Raw genomic sequence first — 24,427 nt, forward strand, 5'->3', positions numbered from 1 at the left:
CCCTCGCCCAATAATTGGGTTCTATGACTTCTTGCTGCCCTTGATCTCGATGAGCTTGACGCCGAACCGGGTGTCGTCGCCTTCGAGAACGGTAATTTCACCACGGCCGATAATGCGGCCGTTGACCATGATTTCGACTGGTTCGCCGATCCGCCGGTCGAGCGAAATCGTAGCACCTTCGGTTAGGTTCATGAGGCCCGATACCTGCATCCGGCTGGTGCCGAGAACGATCTGGACATCGATCGGAATGTCCATGATCAGGTCGAGATTGGCGGTCATGCCGCTGCCGGGCGGCGTATCGGTGACAGCTTCACCGGCATCGAACGTCGACGCGCCGAAATCGCTTGCACCGAAGCTGCTGCCGCCGCCGAAATCGGTGGAGGCCGGGGCGGACGACAGGTCGCTGCCGAAAGTGTCCGAGCCGAAGTCGCCGCCAAAGGCGCCGAGGCCATCGGCAGGAGCCGCGAAATCGCCGCCGAATTCGGCGGTTCCGCCGAACGTGTCTTCGCTGCCGAACTCAGCGCCGAAACCAGCCGGTGCGTCCGTGTCCTTCTTGAGAACACCGCGCAGATCGTCGATCGCCTGGTCGAGTTCCATGTCTCCGACAGCGACTGCGGCCTGTTCGTTGATTGGTGCTTTCTTGGGTGCCATGTGCGAACTATTCCAGTTGAAGCTTGCCTCAGGCCTACTGCCTGTCGACGGCGAGCCGAATTAACTCATGATGTGGCGAAGGATGTCCTGCTCGGAACCGTGGGTATCCTTGACCCGCACGGTATATTTCGCACCCGAACGGCCGAACTCGCAGACGTAGAGGTCGCGGCCGTTGGCGTTCACGTCGACGCGAACGTCCTGGGCATCGTGGAAGGGAATGACGTCGCCGGCCTGGAGACGGCTGATCGTCTCGAGCGTCAGGCTCTCCAACCGGATCCGCGCCTCGATCGTGACGGCGGAGCGACGAACCTGCTCCTCCATCTGCTCGGTCCATTCGGTCTTCTGCTTGCGGTGCTGTCCGGCGCCCTTTGGAAACACGACCTGCGTCTTCAGGAGCACGCTTTGCGGCACGATGATCGAGAAGGTAGACAGGACAGGACCGAACCCGATCGTCATGTCGATTGCCGCCGCATGCACGTCCTCGACCGTCGGGTCAGGTTTGCCGCGCGCAGCGCTGTTCTGTGCGCGCGCAACGATCGGCTCGAAGCCGCCCGGCGCGTTGACCGCGGTGCGCAGCACGTCGGCAATCTTCTCCAGGATCGGTTGGGCGACGTCGATTTCGATCGGAGAAAGCGTACGCGGTTGCGGCTCTTCTATATCCGTCGGCTCAGCCCCCAGCAGCGCCTCGACCAGGGTGATAATGATCGGGCTGTCGCAGCTGATCTGAAAGTCAGGGCACCAGTTGCGCAAGGAGACGTCGCCGATCAGCACGCCGCTGCCGAGCTCGGCGATCAGATTGTTGCGAAGTCCGGTGCGGAAGCCCGCATAGGCGATTGCGATGTCGAGACCGGTTTCCGCCTTGCAGATGTCGGGAAGGAATTCGCCGAACACGTGGCCGAGATCGAGTGCCACCCGGCCGATCGCGCGGTCGTCGCCAAGCGCGCCGGTCATGCGTGCCAGCAGTTTCCTGTCGAAGGGATGAACGTTTGTTGTTGTACCTGACATCATCGGATCAAGCCGCCTTGCTTTCGCTGCCGCCGCCGGGGTTCATCATTTCCTGCTCGACCGCGTCGATCGAAGGACGCTCATAGGCCGAAATCGTCTTGCGGCCATATTCGAGCGCGACCTGCGGAACCGAGCCGTTCATGTAGGCAAGCAGCGTCTGCTTGACGATGATGTAGAGGCGGTTCTGCTTTTCACGCACCGATTTGATGTTGGCGACGATGGGCGCGACGATAGAGTAGGAAAGGAACACGCCGAGCAGGGTGCCGACGAGTGCGGCTGCGATCTTGGCGCCGAGAACCTCGGGCGCCTCGCTGATCGCGCCCATGGCTTTGATAACGCCGAGAACCGCCGCGACGATGCCGATCGCCGGGAAGGCGTCGCCCATGATCGTCAGTGCGTGGTAGGACTTCATCTTGTCGTGGGTGATGGTCTGGATTTCCTCGTCCATCAGCGCCTCGATCTCGTGCGAGCGGGCGTTGCCGATGATGATCAGCCGGACGTAGTCGCAGATGAAGGCCGTCAGTTCCTTGTTCTTAAGGACGGTTGGCGCCGACTGGAAGATCGACGATTCCTCGGGGTTGTCGATGTGGCTTTCGATCTCGTTGCGCGACTTCGTTCTGAGATCGCGCATCAGCGAGTAGAGAACGCCGAGCGTATCGAGATACTCCCGCTCCTTGGGAACCTTGTGGCGAAAGGCTTCGCCGAGAGCTTTGCCGGTATCCTTCACCACCTTCATGGAGTTGGCCATGATGAAGCCGCCGATACCGGCGCCGCCGATAATCAGCAGTTCGAAAGGCTGGTTGAGGACTTCCATATGGCCGCCCATGGCCACGTAGCCGCCGAGAATACAGCCGAAAGTCACAAGAAGCCCGATGATGATGTTCATTTTCGATACCCGTCACGATCCCATTTTCGTCTATCGGGATAAGGTCTCTTCCTTGTGTGAGGCTGGCCGCCTAGGTCGCGGGAATCATTGCATGGAACAGGTTCGCGCAAGCCAATCCGGGCAGGGTTTGGTATGGCCGGCTCTCCAGTCGCGCCCGTCTCATTCCGCTAAGGGCGATCCGACCGTGACCACGACCTATACGAGCTACAAGCTGATCACAGCCGACTTGGGCAAGTCGCTGGAGCGTGTCGCCAAAGAACCTGACGTCGCCCGCGAGACCGAATATTACCTCTCGAAGATCGGCGACATCAAAACCATCGACCAGTTCTTCGCCGACACGCGGCTGTATAATTACGCGATCAAGGCGCACGGCCTGGAAGACATGGGCTACGCCAAGGCCTTCATGCGCAAGGTGCTGACCGAAGGCGTCGACAACGAGGATGCGTTCGCCAACAAGCTGACCGACAGCCGCTACAAGCAGCTGGTCGAATCGCTGAATTTCGCCCGCCATGGCGAGGCCGCCACGTCCTTCGATCGTGCCCAGAAGGGTGTCGTCGACAAATACGCCCGCGAGACGCTCGAGCAGAGTGCCGGCGAAGAGAACGCCGGTGTGCGCCTTGCGCTCTATTTCGCGCGGATGGCGCCGTCGATTACCAGCGGCTATGCCATCATTGCCGACGAGGCATTGGCGCAGGTGGTGCGCACGACGCTGCAGCTCCCCAACGAATTCGCCGGAACCGAAGTCGATCGTCAGGCGGCCGCCTACGAGGCCGCAATCGATCTCAAGGACTTCCAGGATCCGGCCAAGCTGACGGATTTTCTCGATCGCTTTACGGCTCTCTGGGAAATCGACAATTCAACGGACGGTTATGACCCGCTTGCGGTTTTCGGTGCGTCGAGCGGCTACGGCATCTCTTCCGACCTGCTTCTGTCCATCAACAGTCTGAAACTCGGGGGACGCTGAACGTGCAGACCGGTCTTTACGTCGCGATTTCGTCGCAGATGGCGCTTGAAAAGCGCCTCAACACCCTTGCCGACAACATCGCAAACTCCGGCACCGTCGGTTTCCGCGGCACGGAAGTGAAGTTCAACCAGATGCTCGGCGACACCAAGCCGACGAAGGTTTCCTACGTCAGCAAGGGCGAGGAATTCCTCAATACCAACAATGGTTCGCTGACACGCACCGGGGCCGCGCTCGACTTTGCCGTCAAGGGCGATGCCTGGTTCCAGATCGACACGCCTTCCGGTCCGGCGTTGACGCGCGACGGTCGCTTTACCCTGACGGAGACCGGCGAATTGGTGACCATTCGCGGTTATCCGGTTCTCGACGCCGGCGGCGCGCCGATCCAGATCAACGGCTCGGGCGGTGAGGTAACCGTCGGCGCTGATGGCGCCCTGCACCAGAACGGTGTCGCCGTGGCGTCGCTCGGTCTCTACCAGGCGGACTTCAGCAAGGGTTTCATTCGCCTCGACAACAGCGCCGTGCTTCCGACGGTACAGCCCGAACCGGTCGTCGATCGCTTCGATGTTGGCGTCATGCAGGGTTTCCTCGAGGAATCCAACGTCAACGCCGTCGCTGAAATGTCGCAGCTGATCATGGTCACCCGCGCCTTCGACAACATCACCGCGCTGATGCGTGACAGCGAAGGATCGCTCAGTGAAGCGATCAAGACGCTCGGTGGCAGCCGCTAAGGCGTGACAGGAAACGGCATGGAACGCGAAGGCCTGAAGACGAGCGCCGCATCGACATCGCTGGCTGCCCTTGCCGGCCTGGTCGAGCGTTACGCCAAACCCGAACATTCGATCGCGCCGGGCGGCCATGTCCAGACGATCTCGCCGGGCCACTACACCGTGACCGGCCTGTCGCGGCATGTGCGGCTAGGCGATTTCGTCGCGCACAAGAGTTCGACCGGTACGCATCTCGGCGAAGTCGTGCGGGTCGAGCCCGAGCGCGTCGTCGTCTGCCCGATCGAGCCCGGCGATCCCATTGGCATCCACGATACCGTCATCCGCAAGGGCGCCTTCCGTGTCGCGCCGACCGACCAATGGTGCGGCCGGGCGATCAATGCCCTTGCCGAGCCGATCGACGGCCTCGGCCCGCTGTTGCAGGGTGACGTTCGCCGCTCGATTTCCAACACGGCACCGCCATCGATGACACGCAAGCGCGTCGAGCAAGGCTTCCGTACCGGTGTGCGGGCTATCGACATCTTTTCGCCGCTCTGCCTTGGGCAGCGCCTCGGCATTTTTGCCGGTTCCGGCGTCGGAAAATCGACGCTGCTGTCGATGCTGGCGCGCGCCGATGCGTTCGACAAGGTGGTCATCGCGCTGGTCGGCGAACGCGGCCGCGAAGTGCGCGAATTCATCGAAGACACGCTAGGTGACAATCTCTCCAAGTCGGTTGCCGTTGTTGCCACCAGCGACGAAAGCCCGATGCTGCGCAAGATGGCGCCGCTGACGGCCGTCACCATTGCCGAGCATTATCGCGACAACGGCGACAACGTGCTGTTGATCGTCGACAGTGTCACCCGTTTTGCCCACGCCATCCGCGAAGTGGCGACCGCATCCGGCGAGCCGCCGATCGCCCGTGGTTATCCCGCGTCGGTCTTTACCGAATTGCCGCGCCTGCTCGAGCGCGCAGGCCCAGGCGCCGAGGGCGCAGGCACCATCACCGCGATCATCTCGATCCTGGTGGACGGCGACAACCACAATGACCCCATTGCCGACTCGACGCGCGGCATTCTCGACGGGCACATCGTGCTCGAACGCAGCCTGGCGGAAGAAGGGCGTTATCCGCCGATTAATCCGCTGGCATCGATCTCCCGTCTGGCCCGCAAGGCCTGGACGCCGGACCAGGAAAAGCTGGTGTCACGGCTGAAGTCGTTGATCCACCGCTTCGAGGAAACGCGCGACCTGCGCCTGATCGGCGGCTACCGCCCAGGCGGCGATCCCGATCTCGACATGGCGATCAAGCAGGTTCCTGTCATCTACGACGTTCTGACGCAAACGGCGGGCGAGCCGCCGACGCAGGATGCATTTTCCGATCTTGCCGGCGCGCTGAAGGCCGCTGCGATGGGCAATCAGCCGGGTGCTGCAGGGATGAGGCCGAGGTGATGGGTGTGACGGATTACGACGCGGATGAAACGATTCATCAGCGCAAGCGCGAAGGCGGCATGCCGATGATCGACAAGGCGCTGGCGGCAACCGGCATCATGCTGGCGGCACTTGCGACCTTCTTTCCCTGGTATGCCTTCTTCAACCAGGACAAGTTCACGATGCCGCCGTTGTGGCAGGGGTCGACGCGCGATCTGCCGGAGAAGCCGGCACGCAATGTTCTGTCCGTCTCGCCGTTGGCGATGTCCGACATGGACGGCGAGACCGTCGCCGCAATCGACCAGCTGACGACGGCAACCGTTCCAAGCCTTGGCGGCGGTCCTGCCGCCGAGGGTAAGGCACCGCAGGAAGGGCTAGAACAGCCGTTCCCGGGCAAAACCGGCTTCAAGCTGATGCATGTCGCCAACGGGCGCGCTCTGATCGAGGACACGACCGGCATGTATATCGTGCGCATCGGCTCGATCCTGCCCGACAACAGCCGCCTGGCGACGCTTGAAGAGCGCGATGGCCGCTGGGTAATGATCACCTCGAGCGGCGACATCTACCGGGCCGACTGACCAGCCATCGCATTTTCAGTATAAATTGTCCGTTGCGGGTTCATCGCGATCCGCAACGGACAATGTCGTGCGTAATCCGAATGCGCCCGGCCTCCGCGGCAGGCTTGTTTCTGACGACAAGTCCCACGCAAGATTACCCACCTAGGTTCGCATCACCAAGCATGGAGCTTTTGATGCAACCGATTCAGCTTTTCGAACTCGCGTCCCGGCAGGCCCAGTGGCTGACCGTCCGCCAGAACGTGGTGGCCGGCAACATCGCTAATGCGAATACGCCGCACTACAAGGCCAAGGACGTCAAGCCGTTCGAAAGCGTGTTGCAAAACACCGGCATTCAGATGGCTGCGACCAACAAGGCCCACTTCACCGAGAGCCTTGCAGCCTCGCAGGTGGCCGAGGTCGGCATGCTCGACGGCGTTCAGATCCAGCAATCCGGCAACAGCGTCGCGATCGAGCAGGAAATGATGAAGACAGGTGAGATCAAGCGCGACTACGAGCTCAGTGCCGGGCTCGTCAAGGCGTTTCACCGTATGATGCTCATGACGGTACGGAAGTAACAACCATGGATCCTTTGACTTCGGCCATGAAGGTCTCGGCATCTGGTCTGCAGGCAGAATCGACTCGCCTGCGCATCGTTTCCGAAAATATCGCCAATGCACGCTCCTCGGGAGACGTGCCCGGCGCCGATCCGTACCGGCGCAAGACCATCAGCTTTGCAGCCGAAGTCGACAGGGCCAGCGGTGCGTCGCTCGTCGAAATCGAGCGGCTCGGCACGGATGATTCGAACTTCACCATCGAGTTCGATCCGGGCAACCCGGCGGCCGACGAGAAGGGCATGGTCAAGATGCCGAACGTCAACATCCTGGTTGAAATGGCCGATATGCGCGAAGCCAATCGCGCCTATGAAGCCAACCTGCAGACGATCAAGCAGTCGCGCGACCTGGTTTCCCAAACAATCGACCTGTTGAGAGCATCACAATAATGATCGACGCAATTAATTCAGTCGGCGCATTTTCGGTCATGAAAGAGGCCGAGGGTACCCGCCTTACGTCCTCTTCGTCGTCGGTTTTCGGCGCAGCTGCCGCAGCGCCCGCAGCCCCCCAATCCCAGAGCTTCGCTTCGGTTCTCGGCGATATGGCGACCGACGCCATCGGTGCCATGAAGAAGGCCGAAGGCGCCTCGCTCGACGGCATCCGCGGCCAGGCCAACACCCGTGAAGTCGTCGATGCGGTGATGAACGCCGAACAGTCGCTTCAGACAGCAATCGCGATCCGCGACAAGGTGGTCACCGCCTATCTCGAAATCGCGCGCATGCAGATCTAAGGAACGAGACATGAAGGCCCTTTCCATTGCCGCAACTGGCATGAACGCCCAGCAGCTGAACCTTGAAGTGATCGCGAACAACATCGCGAACATCAACACGACCGGCTACAAGCGTGCCCGCGCAGAGTTTTCCGACCTGCTCTATCAAACCGAACGCGCCCAGGGCGTGCCGAACCGCTCCAACCAGGCGATCGTTCCGGAAGGCGCGATCATCGGTCTCGGCGTCCAGACGGCCGCTGTGCGCAACCTGCATATCCAGGGCAGCCTCGTCAGCACCGGCAACGACTACGACCTCGCACTCGTTGGCCGCGGCTGGTTCCAGGTGGAAACGCCCGATGGCGAAACGGTCTATACCCGTGCCGGCGCCTTCAACAAGAATGCCCAGGGCCAGCTCGTCACGATTGACGGCTACACCGTTGTGCCCGGCATCACGGTTCCGCAGGACGCCACCGAAATTGCCTTCACCAGCTCCGGTCAGGTCATGGTGCGCGTCGGCAACGATCCGGCGATGCAGGAAATCGGCCAGTTGACGGTCGCCAACTTCGTCAATGAAGCGGGCCTCGAGCCGCAGGGCGAAAACCTCTTCAAGCAGACGCCTGCCTCTGGCGAGCCGATCGTCGGCACGCCGGCTGATCCGGGCTTCGCGCTGATCAAGCAGAAATATCTCGAAGCGTCGAACGTCGATCCGGTCAAGGAAATCACCGATCTGATCTCGGCCCAGCGCGCCTATGAGATGAACTCCAAGATCATCCAGGCCGCAGACGAAATGGCGGCTACGGTGAGCAAGAACCTCAGGTAACGGAAGAGGGGGCAAACATGACGTTTCGCCAAGCCGCTGGCATGACAGCTCAGAAAGACGGTTCCGCGCCAGGTGCGCGGCGCGTGGTGGCGGGCATTTTGCTTGCCGCCGCTTTCCTGTCGCCTTCGGCAGGCTTTGCGGAACGGCTGACGGCAGTCATCCCCAAGCAGACGATCTACCCCGGCGAAGCGATCGACGCGAGCCGGCTCGAGGTCGTCGATGTGACCAACCCCGATCTGACGGACGGCTATGTCAGGACGTTGAGCGAGATCGACGGCAAGGTCAGCAAGCGCACGCTGCTGCCCGGCCGCGTCATTCTGGCTTCGGCCCTGCGCGAGCAATATGCAGTCGAGCGCGGCTCCACCGTCCGTCTGGTCTTCAGCAATGGTGGCCTCACCATCAGCGCGGCCGGTTCGCCCCTTCAGGACGCCGCGATCGGCGATCTGATCCGGGCTCGTAACATTGATACTGGCGTTATCGTCTCCGGAACGGTGATGGCCGACGGCACGATACATGTGGTGGCGAAATGAAAATGCTTGCCTGCAAATGGTTCCTGACGCTGGCCGTCGCGCTGTCTACAGCGATGACGCCTGCCTTTGGCGCGTCGCGAATCAAGGACGTCGCCTCGCTGCAGGCCGGCCGTGACAACCAGCTGATCGGCTACGGCCTCGTCGTCGGTCTCCAGGGAACGGGCGACAGCCTGCGCTCGTCGCCGTTCACCGATCAGTCGATGCGCGCCATGCTGCAAAACCTCGGCATCTCGACCCAGGGCGGAGAATCGCGCACCCGCAACGTCGCGGCTGTTCTCGTCACCGCGAACTTGCCGCCCTTTGCCAGCCCGGGCAGCCGCGTCGACGTGACGGTCGGATCGCTCGGCGACAGCACCTCGCTTCGTGGCGGTACCCTGGTGATGACCTCGCTTTCGGGCGCTGACGGTCAGATTTACGCGGTGGCCCAGGGCTCTGTCGTCGTCACCGGCTTCACGGCGCAAGGGGATGCCGCATCGCTCAACCAGGGGGTTACCACCTCCGGCCGCGTGCCGAATGGCGCCATCATCGAGCGCGAACTGCCGTCGAAGTTCAAGGACGGCTTCAACCTCGTGCTGCAGCTGCGCAACCCCGACTTTTCCACCGCAGTCGGCATGGCCGCCGCGATCAACAAATACGCCGCCGGGCAATATGGCGGCCGTATCGCCGAGGCCCGCGATTCTCAGGCCGTTCTCGTCGAAAAGCCGAAGATGGCGGACCTGGCGCGGCTGATGGCGGATATCGAAAACATCGTCATCGAGACCGATGTTCCGGCAAGGGTGGTGATCAACGAACGCACCGGCACGATCGTCATCGGCCAGGATGTGCGCGTCAACGAGGTGGCTGTCAGCTACGGCACCTTGACCGTGCAGGTCAGCGAGACGCCGACGGTGGTTCAGCCGCTGCCGTTCGCGCGCGGCCAGACGGCAATGGAGCCGAACACCACGATCGAGGCCCAGTCCGACGGCGGCACGGTCGCGATCCTCAACGGGTCCAGCCTCCGGTCTCTCGTTGCCGGTCTCAACAACATCGGCGTCAAGCCGGATGGCATCATCGCCATCCTGCAAAGCATCAAAACGGCTGGGGCCCTTCAGGCGGAGCTTGTCCTGCAATGATGAACATCGACCGCTTTCTCGGAAGATCCCGCAACATCCTGCTCGCGTCGGCCGCCGTCGCGTCGATGCTGGCGATGCCCGGCGCCTTTGCCCAGGACGTCACGGCGCCGCCAGCCGCCAACGCCACGGCCAACGAGATCCAGCAGTTCTGCACCAACATCGCTGACGCTGCCCGCGACCAGCGCTATGTCCTGCAGCGCAAGGAACTCGAAACGCTTCAGGCGAATGTCGACGACCGGATCGCGACGCTCGAAAAGCGGCGCGAGGAATACGAAGACTGGCTGAAGCGTCGCAACGACTTCCTCAAGCAGGCCGAGATCGGCCTCGTCGGCATCTACAAGACGATGAAGCCAGACGCTGCCGCGGGCAAACTTGAAATGGTCAGGCCGGAGATTGCGGCCGCAATCGTCATGCAGTTGCCGGCGCGGCAGTCGTCGCTGATCCTTAGCGAAATGAGTGACGAGAAGGCCGCCGCTCTTACCAACATCATCTCGAGTGCCAGCGATCCGAACACCTCGAAGGAACCATCATGAAATTGCGTCTAACGGCCGTTTTGGCCGCGGGCCTCCTCGCAGGATGTCAGAACCAGGCTTTCAACGAGATTGGCCGGGCCCCTGCCATGAGCCCGATCGGAAGTGGCCTGCAATATACGCAGACGCCGCAGCTTGCGATGTATCCCAAGCAGCCGCGCCAGGTCTCCAACGGCTTCTCGCTCTGGAACGATCAGCAGTCGGCGCTCTTCAAGGATGCGCGCGCATTGAACGTCGGCGACATCCTGACGGTCGAGATCGCCATCAATGACAAGGCCTCGTTCGACAACAAGACCGATCGGAGCCGCAAGAACACCAGCGGCTTCAACATCGGTGCGAGCGGCCAGTCGGAGGCCAGCGACTTCGGCTGGTCGGGTGATCTGAAATATGGTTCGAACACCAAGACGGAAGGCGACGGCTCGACCGAGCGTTCCGAAAAGCTGCAGTTGCTCGTCGCCGCCGTTGTCACCGGCGTGCTCGAAAATGGCAATCTCCTGATCAGCGGCTCGCAGGAAGTTCGCGTCAACCACGAGCTTCGCATCCTCAATGTCGCCGGTATCGTGCGCACGCAGGATGTCGACGCCAACAACGTGATCTCCTACGACCGGATTGCCGAGGCACGCATTTCCTACGGTGGCCGTGGCCGCCTGACCGAAGTGCAGCAGCCGCCTTACGGCCAGCAGGTCATGGATCTGATTTCGCCGATCTGATCGGCAGGGAATGGCAAGATGGAAGAACTCGACACAGCCGCGCCTGCCAAGTCACCGTCGAAGGTGATCACGATCGCCATCGTCGCCGTCCTGACGCTCGTCGCCGGTGGCGGCGGCTGGCTGGTCGGCGGCATGCTGGCGCCGCCGCCGCCCAAGGAGCAGGTGGACGCGGCGAAGGAAGTCGCCCCGAACGCAACAGGCGAGGAGGGCGTGCCGAAGATCGCGACGGAGGCCAACGGCGTCGTTCAGCTGGAGCCGATTACCACGAACCTTGCCTACCCTTCTGAAAACTGGGTCCGGCTCGAGGTGGCGTTGCAGTTTGACGGTATCCCGGACCCGGCCGTGGCCGAGCAGATCCACCAGGATATCGCCGCCTATCTGAAAACCGTATCGCTGCAGCAGATCCAGGGACCGCGCGGGTTTCAATATCTCAGGGATGACATCCAGGAACGGGTTGACCTGCGCTCGGATGGGCGCGTAACCAACGTTATGTTCAGAACCTTCGTCATTCAATGATTCGCTAAATGATCCGGCTCATCGCCTTCATAGTCGCCATGACGGCGATGTCCGGAATTGCCGGCGCCCAGAGTTTTCCCTCTGACATCCTGAACACGCCTATCGACGGCTCTGCTGCGTCCTGGATCATCCGGACCTTCGGCCTTCTGACCGTTCTGTCGGTCGCGCCCGGCATCCTGATCATGGTCACCAGCTTTCCACGCTTCGTGATCGCGTTTGCCATCCTGCGCACCGGCATGGGCCTGGCAACGACGCCGTCGAACATGATCATGGTTTCGCTGGCGCTGTTCATGACGTTCTATGTGATGGCACCGACCTTCGACCGCGCCTGGCGCGATGGCATCGACCCCTTGATGAAGAACCAGATCACGGAAACGGAGGCGTTGCCGCGCATCGCGGAGCCGTTCCGTGAATTCATGCTCGCCAACACTCGCGACAAGGATCTGCAGCTCTTCATCGATATCGCCAAGGAAAAGGGTCAGACCGTTGTGGTCGACGACAAGGTCGACCTGCGCGCCGTCGTTCCCGCCTTCATGATCTCGGAAATCCGCCGCGGCTTCGAGATCGGCTTCCTCATCATGCTGCCGTTCCTGGTGATCGACCTGATCGTCGCCACCATAACCATGGCGATGGGCATGATGATGCTGCCCCCGACGGCAATCTCCTTGCCGTTCAAGATCCTCTTCTTCGTGCTGATCGACGGCTGGAACCTGCTCGTCGGCAGCCTGGTGCGCTCGTTTAGCTGAACAGTTTTCGCCTGTTCTGGCCGCAGCAACGGCATCGCCTTGCCGACATGTGGCGCGCTCCATATGGGATCTCGGCACGTCGGTCTTGCCGTCTGCCTGTCGCGTTTTACAGATTTATCCGGTCCGTCCAGAGTGACGTGCGTTCAGAAGAACGCACCAAGGACACTCCAGCACTTCGATTCCAGAGCATCTGATCCGCCTTCAGAGAACCTGCTCGATAGCGGCATTCTGCAAAGCGTCGCCGCGTCCTTGCCGCGCAGATGCGAAACTATGGCGCGGTGTACCCGCTTCCGGTCCGCGACCCCGAACGAAAAACCCCGCCGTGTGGGCGGGGTCAAGGGGAGACAAGGCGTGTCGGCGGTTGCGCCGCCGTGGTGTTTTACTGAGCAAATGTCCCTGTTCGCGCCGGCAGGGCCGGCACGTCGATCAGCGCAGGCTCCAGTCCGTCCCTGGCGCGTTCGGCCATCATCTCGTAAGCCTGCTCGAGGTGGCGGCAGAAGCGCTCTGAATCGAAGAGCGGCTTCAGCATTCGGTTATCCGTGAGCCGCTCTCTGTACTTGGCGACCTTGTCACGGTTCTCGTAAAGAGCGACCGCCTGCTCGATGTAGTCCTCGATGTCTGCTGTGACGAGTTCCGGCACGCCGATCGCGTGCAGCAGGCTTTCGCTGACGCGTGACGCGAAGTGGGTGCCCTTGGGCGTCAGGACCGGCAAGCCCATCCACAGCTGTTCGGAGGTTGTGGTGTGGCCGTTGCAGGGGAAGGTATCGAGGCCGAGATCTGCCGCCGGGATACGGGCAAGGTGCTTTTCATAGTCGACCTTCGCGCAGAAGATGATGCGCTTGGTGGTGATGCCGTAGCTTTGGAAGCGACGGAGAATATGAGCCTGGGCTTCGGGCTTCGGGCACATGAGCCAGAGCACGCTATCGGGCGTTCTGCGAAGGATTTCCGCCCATGCCTTCATCGTCTCAACCGTGATCTTGCGGTTGGCGTTGAACGAGGCGTAAACGAACGCGTCTTCCGGCAAACCGATCTCGGCGCGGCTCGTCGTTGCGGGCAGGGGACGGCCGGCGGGGTCGTTCGGCTGGTAGGTCTCCGGCAACCGGCAGAACCGCTCATGGTAGTGTTCCTCGCTGCCATCCGGCAGGACGTAGTGGTCGCCGATGATATAGTCGAGGTCGGTGTTGACGGTGGTGCCGGGGAAGCCGAGCCAGGCGACCTGAACCGGAGCGACCTTGTGGTTGAGAATGGAGACGCGACTGTTCATCGTGTGCCCCTTGAGGTCGACGAGAATGTCGATCTTTTCGTCGCGGATCACCTGGGCCGCGTGCTCGTCGGAAAGGTGTTCGACGCGCACGATCCTGCCCCAGCTCTCCCGCCCTTCGCCGACGACCTTGAGATATTTTTCCGGCGTGTAGCAGAACAGGACGATCTCGAATTTTTCAGGATCATGGGCGGTCAGCACGGCCCGCAGCAGCTTCATGGTGGCGTGCAGGCCCCAGAAGTCGTTGGACAGATAGCCGATCCGGATTTTCTTGCCCCAGCTATGGGGCATGGAGCGACGCTCCTTTGGCAGGCCGGGCGGGAATGGCTGATCGAGTGCTGCAGCCAGGCGGTTCAGCTTTTCGTCGCGGCACCAGTGGATATTGTAGAATGGCGTTTCCGCGCGCAGGAATTTGCTGTTGTTCGACTGAATCACGCGCTCCAGCGCTTGCGCATAGTTTTCGATTTCATTGAAGTTGTTCACTTCCTGCATGAAAACGAGATAGGCGGACAACAGGACCGGGTTCGAAGGCGTCCGCCGGAACAGGTTGGTGACGATCTCTCGGTCTTCGTTGTTGCCGACGTCCGACGTCAGCAGCTTGGCCGCAAGCACCTGATGTTCCTGCCGGGCGCTCGCCGAGAGCGTCGACTTGAAGGGGCCGAGGATATCGGCCTGGTCGCGCTTCAGGAACAAGGTCACGATGATGTAGGCAAGTTCGGGATCAGTCTTGGCCTGCTCGAGCAAGGGTCGGCCGAGGCTCAAGGCCTGATCGTCATTGCCGCAGGCGAAATGCAGCTTCATGGCCTCTGCCAGGAAATGCTCCGAACGCAATCCGCCTTCTTCACCCGCCAGTTGATAGGCTTGCGCCGCATCGCTCCGGAAGCCGAGCTTCAGCAACACCTTTGCCAAAAGCGCATACGTCTTGGCATCACGGGTAAGATCGAGCAGCTGATTAAGGGAATCGAGGGCCTCGGTGTACTGGCCTTTTTGATACTGCCGAGAAGCGGAAGAAAAGATGGTGTGGGCGTTCAAGGGAAGCTCCATGGAATAAGCGCAACCGTTGTCACCGCGCAAGCCTGTGCAACGTCAATGTACCAAGATACCGTTTTGAAGCAGAAACCTTGCCCGAGGCCGGATTGCCGGGCGAATAGCGTATTGTTTTCCAATAAATCCAGTGTCGCCGAAGTCATTCTCGCGAGCTTGGGTGAAGCGAAAGTAACGTACTGTTAACCATAGGATTTTGCTTCGAAAATATCTTGCCGCCTTAATGAAATCGCAAGCATTGGGGGCGATATTCACCCTCACATGACGGGTTTGGTTTCCTTCACTTGAGTGAGCGGAGCCGAGTGGCATGAAGCCGGTCCGTCATTACCGGTAGACGTTTTAGTCCGGTATGTCCCCAACCATGTAACCTTGTAAATTTGAGGGACAGTCTCATGACTTCTATTATGACCAACAACTCGGCAATGGCCGCACTCTCCACGCTGCGTTCGATCAATTCCTCGATGGAAACGACGCAGGACCGTATTTCGTCCGGCTTCCGCGTTGGTAACGCTTCCGACAACGCTGCTTACTGGTCGATCGCAACGACCATGCGTTCGGACAACAAGGCCCTCGGCACCGTTCAGGACGCACTCGGCCTCGGCGCTGCCAAGACCGACGTTGCTTACACCGGCATGAAGGCTGCGATCTCGGTCGTTGACGAAATCAAGGCAAAGCTGGTTGCTGCCAGCGAGCCGGGCGTTGACAAGTCCAAGGTCCAGAAGGAAATCACGCAGCTTCAGGATCAGCTGAAGAGCGTCGTCAAGTCCGCTGGCTTCTCCGGCGAAAACTGGCTCTACACCGCTTCCGGCGCAACTGCTCCGGGCACCAAGTCGATCGTCGGTTCGTTCAACCGCGACTCCAACAGCAATGTCAGCCTGACGACGCTCGACGTCGACACGACCAAGACCATGCTGATCGACGAAGCTGCAACGGCAAACGGCCTGCTGACGGCAGAACTCAAGGATGCAGGCGGCACGGCTATCGCTGGCGTCAGCGTTCTGAACCTCAACATCACTGCTGCCGACACGACCGCGCTGAAGAACTACCTCAGCGGTGTTGACACCGTGCTGAAGAGCATGACCGATGCCGCTTCGGACCTCGGTGCTGTCAACAAGCGCGTCGACCTCCAGAAGGACTTCGTCGACAACCTGATGGACTCGATCGAATCGGGCGTCGGCAAGCTGGTTGATGCTGACATGAACGAAGAGTCGACCCGCCTGAAGGCTCTGCAGACGCAGCAGCAGCTCGGCATCCAGGCTCTCTCGATCGCCAACAGCAGCTCGCAGAACATCCTGTCGCTGTTCCGTTAATCGGTCCAGACACCGGCGATTTCGGTCCCGGTCTGCAATACGAAAAACCGCGTCTCGATCGAGGCGCGGTTTTTCTTTTGGCTATACGATTTTTTTGGGTCGCGGCTTCAACGTTCGTTAACCATCTTGGTGTTTTCTATGCCTATCGAAACGGCGGGTTAACCAACAAGATTAACGCGTTAGCAGGCATGAAGCTGGCCGCCGTTTCCCGGTAATCCCGGAATGTCCCTTTCAATCCAGAATTCCCAAGGGGCACTCAGCCAATGACTTCTATCATGACCAACAACGCCGCGATGGCCGCACTCTCCACGCTGCGTTCGATCAATTCCTCGATGGAAACGACGCAGGACCGTATTTCGTCCGGTTTCCGTGTTGGCAATGCTTCCGACAACGCCGCCTACTGGTCGATCGCAACGACCATGCGTTCGGACAACAAGGCTCTCGGCACCGTTCAGGACGCACTCGGCCTCGGCGCTGCGAAGACCTCGGTTGCCTACACCGGCATGAAGGCTGCGATCTCCGTCGTTGACGAAATCAAGGCAAAGCTGGTTGCTGCCAGCGAACCGGGCGTTGACAAGTCCAAGGTCCAGAAGGAAATCACGCAGCTTCAGGAACAGCTGAAGAGCGTCGTCAAGTCCGCCTCGTTCTCCGGCGAAAACTGGCTCTACACCGCTTCCGGCGCAACGGCTCCGGGCACCAAGTCGATCGTCGGTTCGTTCAACCGCGACGCCAACGGCAATGTCAGCCTGACGACGCTCGACGTCGACACGACCAAGACCATGCTGATCGACGAAACGAACACGGCAAGCGGCCTGCTGACCGCAGAACTCAAGGATGCAGGCGGCACGGCTATCGCCGGCATCAACGTTCTGAACCTCAACATCACGGCTGCCGATACGACCGCGCTGAAGAACTACCTCAGCGGTGTTGACACCGTGCTGAAGAGCATGACCGATGCCGCTTCGGACCTCGGTGCTATCGACAGCCGCATCGACCTCCAGAAGGACTTCGTCGACAACCTGATGGACTCGATCGAATCGGGCGTCGGCAAGCTGGTTGACGCTGACATGAACGAAGAGTCGACCCGCCTGAAGGCCCTGCAGACGCAGCAGCAGCTCGGCATCCAGGCCCTGACGATCGCCAACACCAACTCGCAGAACATCCTGTCGCTGTTCAAGTAATCAGCGCATCGAGCGTGGGGGCGCATTCGCCCTCATGATCATCCACTCCAGGAAACCGCGTCGCCCGAGAGGGCGGCGCGGTTTTTCCGTTTCCGGTCTGTGGCTTGCTGCCATTAACGCCTGCTTCATATTTCCTTATTTTTGTTCACCTTCGTTACTGACTTATGAATGGCGTTAACCGTTTGTTAACCAAACAATCGTTACACATTCGTTAAGAGCGAAGGGTCGCCCCCAGGGCAAAACAGGGGCGGTTCGCATGACGCTGGTCCCGTCGCTGCCGGTCATTCACACCGGGATGTTCTCAGAAAATCATTCGGGGCAAGTGACCAATGACCAGCATCATGACCAACACGGCCGCCATGGCCGCACTCCAGACGTTACGCTCGATCAACACGAACATGGCCGAAGTGCAGGACAGGATCTCGTCCGGCTACCGGGTGCAGACCGCAGCGGACAATGCCGCCTACTGGTCGATCGCAACCACCATGCGATCCGACAACGCCGCTCTGTCGACGGTACAGGACGCACTCGGCCTCGGTGCGGCCAAGGTCGATACCGCCTATGAAGCGATGAAAGCTTCCATCGACATCGTCACGGAAATCAAGACGAAACTGGTTGCCGCGCGCGAGCCAGGTGTCGACAAGCTCAAGATCAACAAGGAAATCACCGAGCTGAAGAACCAGCTCATGTCCGCCGCGCAATCGGCGTCGTTCTCGAGTGAGAACTGGCTCTACAACACCAATACCGCCGCCGTCGGCACAAAGTCGATCGTCGCCTCCTTCAACCGCGACGGAAACGGCAATGTTTCCATTACGACGCTCGACTTCGACACGGCGCAATCGATGCTGATCGACTCAGGCAGCTCGGCGCGCGGCCTGCTGACCAGAGGCTATGATGCCGACGCGCTCCTGGGAACTCCGACCGGCACCGCGGCTCCGTACTATCTGATCGTCGCACCGCCCGCAGCTCCTCCGACCGGCACCGAAATCAAGCTGTCCGCATCCACCACGCCTGCCGACATGGACGCGATGATCCGCGTCGTCGACAAGATCCTCGGACAGTTGACGGACGCCGGCTCGACACTTGGCGCGATTACCAAGCGCATCGACATGCAGGAAAGTTTCGTCGCCAACCTGATGGATACGATCGACAAGGGCGTCGGCCGTCTTGTCGATGCCGATATGAATGAGGAATCGACGCGGTTGAAGGCGCTGCAGACGCAACAGCAGCTCGGCATTCAGGCGCTCTCGATCGCCAACACCAATTCCGAAAACATCCTGCGTCTCTTCCAGCAGTAAGGTTTTCCAGCCGGTGGCGCTCTAGCCCGCCGGTTTGAGATCGCTCGGCCGCATCCGCTGAGAAGCGGATGCCGGAACGGGTTGAGTTCTGCCATGTCGTCGGTCACGGCACCCGGTGGAAACGGTTGGACCGCGCTAATTGCCCTGGCGCGGTCCAACACATTCATTTTCGCACAAGTTTGACCGAATAGCCTTCCCTCGCAGTCCTGTCGGTTGACTGCCGGCCAATATGAGATTTGCGCCGCCGCCTGCATTGGTCCGCCGCTTGGACGAGAGTTTTCGAGCGCGACCTGTGTAAGTCCAAGCATGCAGGGTTCGCCGCTATCGGCGACCGGACCCGAGGGAGACATTTCAGCAGTGTCAGCATCATGGGAATTCTGCGCCGTAAGGCGGCGCCTGTCGGGCAGACGGGGATCGCCGGCTGTCGGTCTGCGCGCATCGAGGTTCCAGCCATGAGCGCGATGCTGTCCCGCTATCTCAAGGATTTCAGCGCGCCGAAAGTCGAACTGTCGATGATGCCGCCGAAATATTTTCCCGATCTGGATATCGACTACTCCGATAGCGACCGGTCCGCACCGCGGTCGATCGCCCCTCAGATCGATGTCGATGCCGAGCGTCGTGAAGCATTCGAGCAGGGCCGCGCGGAAGCGCAGGCAGAGCTTGCCTTTGAACATGCCAACCAGATTGCCGACCTCCAGGCCGCCCACGCAGCCGAAATCGAAGCCCTGACCAAGCGCTTCGAGGATGAGGCGGCAAGCCGCGTTGCCGAACGATTCAACGAGATGACGGACCAACTGGCCGTTTCGCTGGGTGACCAGACCGCCCGTGTGCTTGCTCCCGTCATGGAGGATGCGCTCTTGCAGCGGGCCGTTGCCGATATGGCCCAGATGATCCGGCAGGGGATCGTCGCCGGCGAAGGGTGTGCGATCACCGTCAAGGGGCCGCTTCCCCTGTTCGAAGCGTTGAAGAGCAGCCTCGGCGACGACATGCCGGTGTTCCGCCACATTGAAACAATGGACGTCGATCTCGCCATCGAAATGGATGGCACGATCCTCGTCACCAGAATGGCGGCTTGGGCCGACACTGTCCGGAAGGTTCTCGCATGAGCGACGAAAGCCACCACAACGGCAAGAACGAAATCATCATCGTCAAGCGCGTGAGCGGCCATCATGACGGCCATCACGGCGGAGCGTGGAAGATCGCCTACGCCGACTTCATGACCGCGATGATGGCTTTCTTCCTCGTCATGTGGCTGATCAATGCTGCCAATGAAGAGACCAAGGCGGCGATCGCCTCCTATTTCAACCCGGTGCAGTTGACCGACCAGAAGCCCGCCGAACGTGGCCTCAAGGACCCCGCCAAGGATGCGCAGGGCGAAGAGACGCAACAACGATCGAAGGTGGACGGCGAGCAGGAAAAGTCCGGTGGCTCTGCCAAGACCGGCGACCAGCTGACGGCGACCTCGGGCGAGGAAACGAAATATTCCGACGCCGACTTTTTCGAAAATCCCTATTCCGTGCTTTCCGAGATCGCACAGGAAGTGGGACAGCAGGCAAACATCAGCGTCAAGGGTGACGGCGGCGCGGCGCAATCCGGGCCATCGACCGGTGCGGAGGGCGGCGAAGCCTATCGCGACCCGTTCGACCCGGATTTCTGGACCAAGCAGGTCGAAGTCAAGGATGCCGGCAACACGGCCGAGACAGATGTAGCCCTGGCGTCCAAGTCGGCCATGGAAAGCGGCGCAGCGCCGCTGCAGAATACCGCGGAAGACCAGAAGACCGAGGATGGCGCGAAGCCTGCCGATGCCGGCAAGAGCGATGCCGAAAAGGCCGAGCTGCTGAAGCAGGATGCCGCGGCGCAAGCGGAAGCGCTGAAAGCCGAGATCACCAAGGAGCTCGGCGGCGATGCCGGCAAACTGGCGGAAGGCCTCGTCGTGACGCCGGCAGAGGGCGGCCTGCTGGTGACGATCAGCGAGCAGACGGATTCCCAGATGTTTGCCGTCGGTTCGGCAGTGCCGCAGAAGGAACTGGTCATGGCGATGGAAAAGATCGGCAGGCTGTTGTCTGAGCGCCAGGGCGCCGTTGCCATCCGTGGCCACACCGACGGTCGGCCGTTCAAGGATGGCACCTATGACAACTGGCGCCTTTCGGCAGCGCGAGCCCAGAGCGCCTACTACATGCTCGTTCGCGGCGGTCTGAAGGAAGATCGCGTCAGCCAGATCACCGGCTTTGCCGACAGACGGCTGCAGATCCCTGGCGATCCCTACGCGCCCGGCAACCGCCGTATCGAAATCCTGCTGCAGTCGGCAAAGGGCTAGGACCGATGCTGCGACGCCTGAGATCCGCCTTGATGATGTCGGTCCTTGCCATCCCGCTTTCGGCGGGAATGGCCGGTGCCAACGATCTCGAGGAGCTTGCACCGTTCAAGATGATACGATCGCTGCAGTATGTGCAGGACTCGGTGGTGCTCGGCGATCATTCGGCCATCGAGATGCAGCGCTTCATGCTGGGGGCGATCGACAAGCGGCTGAGGGCCGCAGACGCATCCGTGTTCCGCGATCCGCGCAACGTCGATGCCGCACTTGTCTACGCCATGAGCGGCGGCAATCCGGAGACGCTCAACTATCTCGCCGACCACGATGTCGACGGCAATTTCGATTCGCGCGTTACCGATGCGCTGCGCCAGTATCTCGGCGGCAAGGGCGGCCTGATCGTCGAGAGCCTGTCGAAGGCGGCGCCCGAGTACCGCAACTCCCGTGTCGGTCCCTACCTGTTTCTGATTCTGGGCAATGCCGCCTCACAGCAAGATCCGGTTGGGGCGATGAAATTCTACGACTGGGCGCGATTGACGGCTCCGGGCACGATCATCGAAGAGGCGGCGCTTCGCCGCTCCGTCTACCTCGCAGTGCAAGCGAACTTGCCGGAGAAGGGCTTCCGCTACGCGCTGAACTACGCCCGCCGCTTCCTGACGTCGCCCTATGCGAGCCAATTCGCCGATGTCTTCGTCGAGCTGGCCGTGGGGCATTTCGAAGAAGGCGCGCATGAGCGGATTTCTGAAATCCTGACTTTCATGGACGCGCCGCGCCAGCGGGAGGTCTATCTGCGCGTCGCGCGCCGCGCCGCCATCAGCGGCAAGCAGACCCTGGCAAAGCTTGCATCCGAGCGAGCCGAACAGCTTGCAGCCGATGGCGCCTCCGAGCCGCGCGTGCTTGCCAATTTTTATGCCGGGCTGGCGGCGGTACCGTCGTCCGACGTGTTCGCCGCGACCCAGAGCATCGCCGCGATCCCGGACGCGGAACTCTCACCGCGCGACCGCGCCCTGCGCGATGCCGCCAAGGCGGTTGCAGATGCGGTCGTCAGACCACCGGACGATGAAAGCCTCACGCAAGCGTTCTCCGCTAGACCGGTTGAACCAGTCACGCCGAACGAAGATGTCGAAGGCGCGGAAACGGGAAGCGGCATGAGCCCGTTCGGGAAACCGACGGCGCAGGCCAGCGCCCCGACAGCGGAAGAGACGACACAGGTCAGCGCCGACGCTGCCGCCGCCTCCGACCCCGCCCACGATGGTTTCGTGGCGAAGGGCCGGTCAAAGGTCGACGAGATCGATGCGCTGCTTAGGGGGGAAGGCAAATGAGAGCTCTGGATGAAAGCCTGCGCGCACCGCCTCAAACCCCGACGGGCAAGGCGGGCGCCCGCGCGGGTGGCAAGGACCAGGCCCCAGGTGCCTTCGAGGATGCCGTCGCGACCGCCGGGCGCCAGAAGGCGAACGGGCAGGGCGCACAGGGTTCGATCGCGGGAGCCGGCGATGCCGCAGAGGGCGACAATTCGGGAGCTGCGGCTTTGATCGGTAACGGTGGCATCAAGGGCGGTGACGCTCAGATCTCGATCTCCAAGCCGACGCACAGGGCGACCGGGGATCTCGAAGATCCGTCGCCCGAGAATCAGAATGGTCAGAACGAGCGCTTCTCGCTCGCTGCGCGTGACAAGGACGCCAAACGTCTTGCTGCCGCCAGGGCAACGCTGGCGCGCGAGAATGCGGGCGCGTCCGACCCGGCCGGCAACACGGACGACGTGGCTGCGCACTTAGCTTCGCTGTCGCACGGACTTGGCAAAGCCCAGGCCGGCGGCACTCAAGGCGTCGAAGGCAGCGGCGAGGCGACTGACGGGCAGGCGGCTTCCGATGCCAAACAATCGCCGAACGCCAGCGTGGACGATCTGCTGACGTTGCTCGGCGGCAGCGCGATGCCGTCGGCGCGTGCGGAAGCGCAGGGCGGTGCAGCCGGAACGGCCGGCGTCCATGCGCTCGGCGACGGCAAGGCCAAGGGCGCAGCGCATGGCGAGATGGCCGATGCGCATGGTACGAACGGCGAAGGCGGCGAAGGCGAACAGGGCACGGACAGGCTGTTTCGCTTTGCCCGCGCCGATGGCAAGGGCCAGGAGATCTCGATGAGCATATCGAGAGACGGTGAACGCGCGACGGTCGACGCGGCGCGGTCGTCGGCCAAGGCCGAAAACGTCACCGTGCTCGAGGCACGCCGGTATCTCGGCATTTCGATGAACACGAACTCCAGCAATGTCACCAGCGCGATCGCCGGGGACACAGGTTTTGCCCAGTCGTTGCAGCCCAGTGCGGCCCTTGGCCAGCCGGGCGCATGGACCCAGGCAGGCAAGACCTTGAACACGCTCAAGATCCAGATGCATCCGATCGAGCTCGGCCTTGTTACCGCGACGTTGCGGTTGAAGGACGACGAGCTGCAGGTGGAGCTGAAGGTCGAAAACGCCGACGCTTTCCGCCAGTTGCGCGACGACCAGAGCGAAATGGTCAAGGCACTGCGGGCCCAGGGCTTCGCAGTCGATCAGATCAACGTCGTGTTCAATTCGGGCGGCGATGCCTCTGCAGGCGGCGGCAGTTCGCAGCAGCAGGCTCAGGCGGGCCAGCAGGGCCGCGAGCGCGCCGAGGACGGTGGCGGCCAGGGACGGCAGCGACAGGATGGCGACAGCCAGGCTTCAATGGCGGAAAGGCGAGTTGGCAATGGCGGTACGGATGATGCGGTTGCCGGCACTGAGCGTTCTCGCACTGGTCACGTCTACATGTAGCGCATTCGCCAGTGCTGACTCCGGCATCTGCGAGCGCGAGATCATCTCGGCAGCGTCGAAATACGGCGTCCCCGCAGGCATTCTCTATTCCGTCGGGCTGACGGAGACGGGCCGCAAGGGATCGCTGCAGCCATACGCGATGAACATCGAGGGTAAGGCCTACTTCGGCAACAGCACCCAGGACGTCCTGGTCCGCTTTGCCAACGCCCAGGCGCAGGGTGCCAAGCTCATCGATCTCGGTTGTATGCAGATCAATTACTACTTCCATGGCGATCAGTTCGCATCGCCGACGGAGATGCTTGACCCGCGCAAGAATGTCGAATATGCCGCGCGCTTCCTGTCCAACCTCCGCGCGAAGCACGAGAGCTGGACCATGGCCGTTGCGCGCTATCACGCCGGCCCGAACAACGACCCGGCGCAGAAGAAATATGTCTGCCGGGTGATCGCGAATCTGGTCGCGACGGGCTACGGCAAGTGGACGTCTAACGCCACGCAGTTCTGCCAATAAACAACCATTGAGTGCTTGATCGCGAGCCTTGCCGCATTGTGGCGACAATGCGCGGAGAATGTGACGGCAAGTGGTTTTGTCGCGGACCGTTAACTTTTCCACATTATTTTAGTGTGATCATTAACGTCAAGCCACTAGATGTAGATCAAATCGGTGCGACATGGTTAATCAATTATTAATTCCACCCATTAACTTCCTCTAGTTGTTCATGAATCCCTCGATTCGTACCTCTCAATCAGTGCGGTGCCATACTGAT

Annotated in this window: 26 protein-coding genes; 22 read left to right on the plus strand and 4 right to left on the minus strand. The window is 61.2% G+C overall.

Going from position 1 to position 24,427, the window contains the following annotated elements:
- Positions 1 to 21: 21 nt before the first annotated feature.
- From fliN to motA, 3 genes are read right to left on the minus strand one after another with little or no spacing between them, the layout of a single operon-like run.
- The gene (gene fliN / locus AC07UR_RS02850) at positions 22 to 651 is read right to left on the minus strand and encodes a flagellar motor switch protein FliN (RefSeq protein ID WP_209787532.1); all 630 of its coding nucleotides are present in this window, start codon (positions 649 to 651) and stop codon (positions 22 to 24) included.
- A gap of 60 nt (positions 652 to 711) precedes the next feature.
- Entirely contained in the window at positions 712 to 1,659 is a 948-nt protein-coding gene (locus AC07UR_RS02855; RefSeq protein ID WP_173418992.1) for a FliM/FliN family flagellar motor switch protein, read from the minus strand.
- Between the two features lie 4 nt (positions 1,660 to 1,663).
- Complete coding sequence (gene motA, locus AC07UR_RS02860) at positions 1,664 to 2,542, minus strand: flagellar motor stator protein MotA (RefSeq protein WP_077504340.1); 879 nt, start codon at positions 2,540 to 2,542, stop codon at positions 1,664 to 1,666.
- 184 nt (positions 2,543 to 2,726) lie between these two features.
- On the opposite strand from motA, the gene AC07UR_RS02865 reads away from it, so the two are divergent.
- From AC07UR_RS02865 to fliP, 14 genes are all read left to right on the plus strand, one after another.
- A complete protein-coding gene (locus tag AC07UR_RS02865; protein WP_209787530.1) occupies positions 2,727 to 3,506 on the plus strand; it encodes a DUF1217 domain-containing protein in 780 nt (259 codons plus the stop codon).
- A gap of 2 nt (positions 3,507 to 3,508) precedes the next feature.
- Positions 3,509 to 4,234 carry a flagellar basal-body rod protein FlgF gene (gene flgF / locus AC07UR_RS02870; RefSeq protein ID WP_173418994.1) on the plus strand — a complete coding sequence of 242 codons (726 nt, stop codon included), beginning with the start codon at positions 3,509 to 3,511 and terminating at the stop codon, positions 4,232 to 4,234.
- A gap of 18 nt (positions 4,235 to 4,252) precedes the next feature.
- Positions 4,253 to 5,653 carry a flagellar protein export ATPase FliI gene (gene fliI / locus AC07UR_RS02875; protein WP_173418995.1) on the plus strand — a complete coding sequence of 467 codons (1,401 nt, stop codon included), beginning with the start codon at positions 4,253 to 4,255 and terminating at the stop codon, positions 5,651 to 5,653.
- A complete protein-coding gene (locus tag AC07UR_RS02880; protein ID WP_209787529.1) occupies positions 5,653 to 6,210 on the plus strand; it encodes a flagellar protein in 558 nt (185 codons plus the stop codon). The genes fliI and AC07UR_RS02880 overlap by 1 nt, the downstream gene beginning before the upstream one ends.
- A gap of 173 nt (positions 6,211 to 6,383) precedes the next feature.
- Entirely contained in the window at positions 6,384 to 6,764 is a 381-nt protein-coding gene (gene flgB / locus AC07UR_RS02885; protein ID WP_173418997.1) for a flagellar basal body rod protein FlgB, read from the plus strand.
- 5 nt (positions 6,765 to 6,769) lie between these two features.
- Positions 6,770 to 7,189, plus strand: coding sequence for a flagellar basal body rod protein FlgC (gene flgC / locus AC07UR_RS02890; protein WP_053250468.1), 420 nt, complete (start codon positions 6,770 to 6,772; stop codon positions 7,187 to 7,189).
- A complete protein-coding gene (gene fliE / locus AC07UR_RS02895; RefSeq protein ID WP_077504336.1) occupies positions 7,189 to 7,530 on the plus strand; it encodes a flagellar hook-basal body complex protein FliE in 342 nt (113 codons plus the stop codon). The genes flgC and fliE overlap by 1 nt, the downstream gene beginning before the upstream one ends.
- 10 nt (positions 7,531 to 7,540) lie before the next feature.
- Positions 7,541 to 8,329, plus strand: coding sequence for a flagellar basal-body rod protein FlgG (gene flgG / locus AC07UR_RS02900; RefSeq protein ID WP_115420949.1), 789 nt, complete (start codon positions 7,541 to 7,543; stop codon positions 8,327 to 8,329).
- Between the two features lie 17 nt (positions 8,330 to 8,346).
- Entirely contained in the window at positions 8,347 to 8,859 is a 513-nt protein-coding gene (gene flgA, locus AC07UR_RS02905) for a flagellar basal body P-ring formation chaperone FlgA (protein WP_209787527.1), read from the plus strand.
- Positions 8,856 to 9,971, plus strand: a complete 1,116-nt coding sequence (locus AC07UR_RS02910; RefSeq protein WP_077504333.1) for a flagellar basal body P-ring protein FlgI — start codon at positions 8,856 to 8,858, stop codon at positions 9,969 to 9,971. The genes flgA and AC07UR_RS02910 overlap by 4 nt, the downstream gene beginning before the upstream one ends.
- Positions 9,971 to 10,504: a MotE family protein gene (locus AC07UR_RS02915; protein ID WP_209788531.1), complete on the plus strand. Its 534-nt coding sequence runs from the start codon at positions 9,971 to 9,973 to the stop codon at positions 10,502 to 10,504. Before AC07UR_RS02910 ends, AC07UR_RS02915 begins: the two co-directional genes overlap by 1 nt.
- Positions 10,501 to 11,211: a flagellar basal body L-ring protein FlgH gene (gene flgH / locus AC07UR_RS02920; RefSeq protein ID WP_209787524.1), complete on the plus strand. Its 711-nt coding sequence runs from the start codon at positions 10,501 to 10,503 to the stop codon at positions 11,209 to 11,211. The genes AC07UR_RS02915 and flgH overlap by 4 nt, the downstream gene beginning before the upstream one ends.
- A gap of 18 nt (positions 11,212 to 11,229) precedes the next feature.
- Entirely contained in the window at positions 11,230 to 11,727 is a 498-nt protein-coding gene (locus AC07UR_RS02925; RefSeq protein ID WP_077504330.1) for a flagellar basal body-associated FliL family protein, read from the plus strand.
- An 8-nt stretch (positions 11,728 to 11,735) separates the two neighbouring features.
- Positions 11,736 to 12,473 carry a flagellar type III secretion system pore protein FliP gene (gene fliP / locus AC07UR_RS02930; protein ID WP_173419001.1) on the plus strand — a complete coding sequence of 246 codons (738 nt, stop codon included), beginning with the start codon at positions 11,736 to 11,738 and terminating at the stop codon, positions 12,471 to 12,473.
- A 379-nt stretch (positions 12,474 to 12,852) separates the two neighbouring features.
- Here fliP and AC07UR_RS02935 read toward each other — a convergent pair whose 3' ends face one another.
- Positions 12,853 to 14,778, minus strand: a complete 1,926-nt coding sequence (locus AC07UR_RS02935) for an O-linked N-acetylglucosamine transferase, SPINDLY family protein (protein ID WP_209787522.1) — start codon at positions 14,776 to 14,778, stop codon at positions 12,853 to 12,855.
- 392 nt (positions 14,779 to 15,170) lie between these two features.
- Between AC07UR_RS02935 and AC07UR_RS02940 the strand changes: the two genes are divergently transcribed.
- The 8 genes from AC07UR_RS02940 (at position 15,171) to AC07UR_RS02975 (ending at position 24,171) form a co-directional block, all read left to right on the plus strand.
- Positions 15,171 to 16,088, plus strand: coding sequence for a flagellin N-terminal helical domain-containing protein (locus tag AC07UR_RS02940; protein ID WP_209787520.1), 918 nt, complete (start codon positions 15,171 to 15,173; stop codon positions 16,086 to 16,088).
- A 263-nt stretch (positions 16,089 to 16,351) separates the two neighbouring features.
- Positions 16,352 to 17,269 (plus strand): flagellin N-terminal helical domain-containing protein, encoded by a 918-nt coding sequence (locus AC07UR_RS02945; RefSeq protein ID WP_209787518.1) that lies wholly within the window; start codon positions 16,352 to 16,354, stop codon positions 17,267 to 17,269.
- Between the two features lie 329 nt (positions 17,270 to 17,598).
- Positions 17,599 to 18,567 carry a flagellin N-terminal helical domain-containing protein gene (locus tag AC07UR_RS02950; protein WP_077504326.1) on the plus strand — a complete coding sequence of 323 codons (969 nt, stop codon included), beginning with the start codon at positions 17,599 to 17,601 and terminating at the stop codon, positions 18,565 to 18,567.
- Positions 18,568 to 19,019: 452 nt separating this feature from the next.
- Entirely contained in the window at positions 19,020 to 19,673 is a 654-nt protein-coding gene (locus AC07UR_RS02955; protein WP_209788528.1) for a hypothetical protein, read from the plus strand.
- Positions 19,670 to 20,884, plus strand: coding sequence for a MotB family protein (locus AC07UR_RS02960; RefSeq protein WP_209787516.1), 1,215 nt, complete (start codon positions 19,670 to 19,672; stop codon positions 20,882 to 20,884). The genes AC07UR_RS02955 and AC07UR_RS02960 overlap by 4 nt, the downstream gene beginning before the upstream one ends.
- Positions 20,885 to 20,889: 5 nt before the next feature.
- Positions 20,890 to 22,200, plus strand: a complete 1,311-nt coding sequence (motC, locus tag AC07UR_RS02965; protein ID WP_209787514.1) for a chemotaxis protein MotC — start codon at positions 20,890 to 20,892, stop codon at positions 22,198 to 22,200.
- The gene (fliK, locus tag AC07UR_RS02970) at positions 22,197 to 23,663 is read left to right on the plus strand and encodes a flagellar hook-length control protein FliK (RefSeq protein ID WP_209787505.1); all 1,467 of its coding nucleotides are present in this window, start codon (positions 22,197 to 22,199) and stop codon (positions 23,661 to 23,663) included. Before motC ends, fliK begins: the two co-directional genes overlap by 4 nt.
- Positions 23,614 to 24,171, plus strand: a complete 558-nt coding sequence (locus AC07UR_RS02975; protein WP_209788525.1) for a transglycosylase SLT domain-containing protein — start codon at positions 23,614 to 23,616, stop codon at positions 24,169 to 24,171. Before fliK ends, AC07UR_RS02975 begins: the two co-directional genes overlap by 50 nt.
- Positions 24,172 to 24,427 lie beyond the last annotated feature (256 nt).

It is taken from the genome of Ensifer sp. GW821-FHT05G01, assembly GCF_059419585.1.

Bases quoted from the DNA above. Each gene is read 5' to 3' on its own strand.
- AC07UR_RS02855 (WP_173418992.1), bottom strand. From the start codon at position 1,659: ATGATGTCAGGTACAACAACAAACGTTCATCCCTTCGACAGGAAACTG.
- AC07UR_RS02925 (WP_077504330.1), top strand. From the start codon at position 11,230: ATGGAAGAACTCGACACAGCCGCGCCTGCCAAGTCACCGTCGAAGGTG.
- motA (WP_077504340.1), bottom strand. From the start codon at position 2,542: ATGAACATCATCATCGGGCTTCTTGTGACTTTCGGCTGTATTCTCGGC.
- flgA (WP_209787527.1), top strand. From the start codon at position 8,347: ATGACGTTTCGCCAAGCCGCTGGCATGACAGCTCAGAAAGACGGTTCC.
- fliI (WP_173418995.1), top strand. From the start codon at position 4,253: ATGGAACGCGAAGGCCTGAAGACGAGCGCCGCATCGACATCGCTGGCT.
- AC07UR_RS02960 (WP_209787516.1), top strand. From the start codon at position 19,670: ATGAGCGACGAAAGCCACCACAACGGCAAGAACGAAATCATCATCGTC.
- AC07UR_RS02940 (WP_209787520.1), top strand. From the start codon at position 15,171: ATGACTTCTATTATGACCAACAACTCGGCAATGGCCGCACTCTCCACG.
- fliP (WP_173419001.1), top strand. From the start codon at position 11,736: ATGATCCGGCTCATCGCCTTCATAGTCGCCATGACGGCGATGTCCGGA.
- AC07UR_RS02935 (WP_209787522.1), bottom strand. From the start codon at position 14,778: ATGGAGCTTCCCTTGAACGCCCACACCATCTTTTCTTCCGCTTCTCGG.
- AC07UR_RS02950 (WP_077504326.1), top strand. From the start codon at position 17,599: ATGACCAGCATCATGACCAACACGGCCGCCATGGCCGCACTCCAGACG.
- AC07UR_RS02955 (WP_209788528.1), top strand. From the start codon at position 19,020: ATGAGCGCGATGCTGTCCCGCTATCTCAAGGATTTCAGCGCGCCGAAA.
- AC07UR_RS02945 (WP_209787518.1), top strand. From the start codon at position 16,352: ATGACTTCTATCATGACCAACAACGCCGCGATGGCCGCACTCTCCACG.
- AC07UR_RS02880 (WP_209787529.1), top strand. From the start codon at position 5,653: ATGGGTGTGACGGATTACGACGCGGATGAAACGATTCATCAGCGCAAG.
- flgH (WP_209787524.1), top strand. From the start codon at position 10,501: ATGAAATTGCGTCTAACGGCCGTTTTGGCCGCGGGCCTCCTCGCAGGA.
- flgB (WP_173418997.1), top strand. From the start codon at position 6,384: ATGCAACCGATTCAGCTTTTCGAACTCGCGTCCCGGCAGGCCCAGTGG.
- AC07UR_RS02975 (WP_209788525.1), top strand. From the start codon at position 23,614: ATGCGGTTGCCGGCACTGAGCGTTCTCGCACTGGTCACGTCTACATGT.
- fliN (WP_209787532.1), bottom strand. From the start codon at position 651: ATGGCACCCAAGAAAGCACCAATCAACGAACAGGCCGCAGTCGCTGTC.
- AC07UR_RS02910 (WP_077504333.1), top strand. From the start codon at position 8,856: ATGAAAATGCTTGCCTGCAAATGGTTCCTGACGCTGGCCGTCGCGCTG.
- flgG (WP_115420949.1), top strand. From the start codon at position 7,541: ATGAAGGCCCTTTCCATTGCCGCAACTGGCATGAACGCCCAGCAGCTG.
- AC07UR_RS02915 (WP_209788531.1), top strand. From the start codon at position 9,971: ATGAACATCGACCGCTTTCTCGGAAGATCCCGCAACATCCTGCTCGCG.
- motC (WP_209787514.1), top strand. From the start codon at position 20,890: ATGCTGCGACGCCTGAGATCCGCCTTGATGATGTCGGTCCTTGCCATC.
- fliK (WP_209787505.1), top strand. From the start codon at position 22,197: ATGAGAGCTCTGGATGAAAGCCTGCGCGCACCGCCTCAAACCCCGACG.
- fliE (WP_077504336.1), top strand. From the start codon at position 7,189: ATGATCGACGCAATTAATTCAGTCGGCGCATTTTCGGTCATGAAAGAG.
- flgC (WP_053250468.1), top strand. From the start codon at position 6,770: ATGGATCCTTTGACTTCGGCCATGAAGGTCTCGGCATCTGGTCTGCAG.